This window comes from Streptomyces sp. NPDC002130 (genome assembly GCF_040296465.1).
Classification (GTDB): domain Bacteria; phylum Actinomycetota; class Actinomycetes; order Streptomycetales; family Streptomycetaceae; genus Streptomyces.
In genome coordinates this window covers 1-1166 of sequence record NZ_JBEOXI010001079.1, presented here as the reverse complement: position 1 = coordinate 1166, position 1166 = coordinate 1, and the positions used below count along the sequence as shown (strand labels likewise).

2 protein-coding genes are annotated in these 1166 nt (G+C 61.5%); both read right to left on the bottom strand.

Translation table 11 applies throughout. From position 1 onward, the window contains the following. On the bottom strand, positions 1-817 hold an 817-nt coding region (locus ABT116_RS48575), incomplete at its 3' end, for an NAD(P)(+) transhydrogenase (Re/Si-specific) subunit beta (protein WP_351647950.1). After that, a complete protein-coding gene (locus ABT116_RS48570) occupies positions 817-1140 on the bottom strand; it encodes an NAD(P) transhydrogenase subunit alpha part 2 (protein WP_003941319.1) in 324 nt (107 codons plus the stop codon). The genes ABT116_RS48570 and ABT116_RS48575, both read right to left, overlap by 1 nt. Positions 1141-1166 lie beyond the last annotated feature (26 nt).

Sequence of the window (1166 nt, the reverse complement as noted above, 5' to 3'; positions counted from 1 at the left end):
GGCCGTGGTGCGCCAGCGCAGCTCCGTGTACGGCAGATGGTCCGGGGCGTGGTCGAAGGGGCACCACAGCACCTGAAGCAGATCCCAAACCTGCAGCAGCAGCTGACAAACCGGTCAGAGCGTTGAGCAGCGAGATGACGACGGGCATATCCGCGCCGCCGATGGGCAGCACGACCATCAGTCCGAGGATGCCCGAAAGCACGAGGACGCCGACGATCCACAGTGAGCTGGTCGGGCCTTCCGGCGAGATCGCCTTGATGCCGATGATCACCGAGAACGCGACTGCGGCAATGAGCAGCAGCGCATTGAGCGGCTGCTGGAGCTTACCGATTCCGATCGGACGACCAGGCAGAGTTTCCTGCAGCTTCAGGAACGCGATCACGCTGCCCCAGAAGGAGATCGATCCGATCACCGCGGCAAAGAGCGACGCGATGACGATGTGTACCGTCGGCGACTCGCCGTGCTGGAATGCGGTGAAACCGTCCGAGTCCAGGAACTCCGCGTACGCGATCAACGCGACCGTGCCACCACCCACGCCGTTGAAGAGCGCGACCAGCTGCGGCATGGCCGTCATCTTCGTCCGGAGCGCCGGCGGGACACCGAGCACGACACCGATGACCAGGCCGGCAGCGATGAGGATCCAGTTACCCATCTCCGCATCACGAATGGAGATCAGAGTTGCAACGACGGCGATGAGCATGCCGACCGCGGCGATCTGGTTGCCGCGGACTGCTGTCTTCGGGCCGGTAAGACCCATGAGGCCGTAGATGAACATCGAGAACGCGACAATGTAGAGCGCATTGACCAGGTATTCCATTACTGGTCACCATCCTTCGACACAGACTTGGCGGCCGGCTTGGCCTTGAACATCGCCAACATGCGGTCCGTGACCACAAAACCACCGACAACGTTCACGGTTCCGAAGACGAGCGCTACGAACAAGATGATCTGCAACCCGATCGAGGGATCGTGCACCTTGCCCAGGACGACCAACGCACCCAGGACGACGATGCCGTGGATGGCGTTCGTACCGGACATCAACGGGGTGTGCAGGGTGTTCGGAACTTTGGAGATCACAGCGAAACCGACGAACCCGGACAACACCAGGATCGCGATGTTCGCCAGAAGTGATGTGTACATCAGGCGCCCTTCTCTTCACGGGTGAC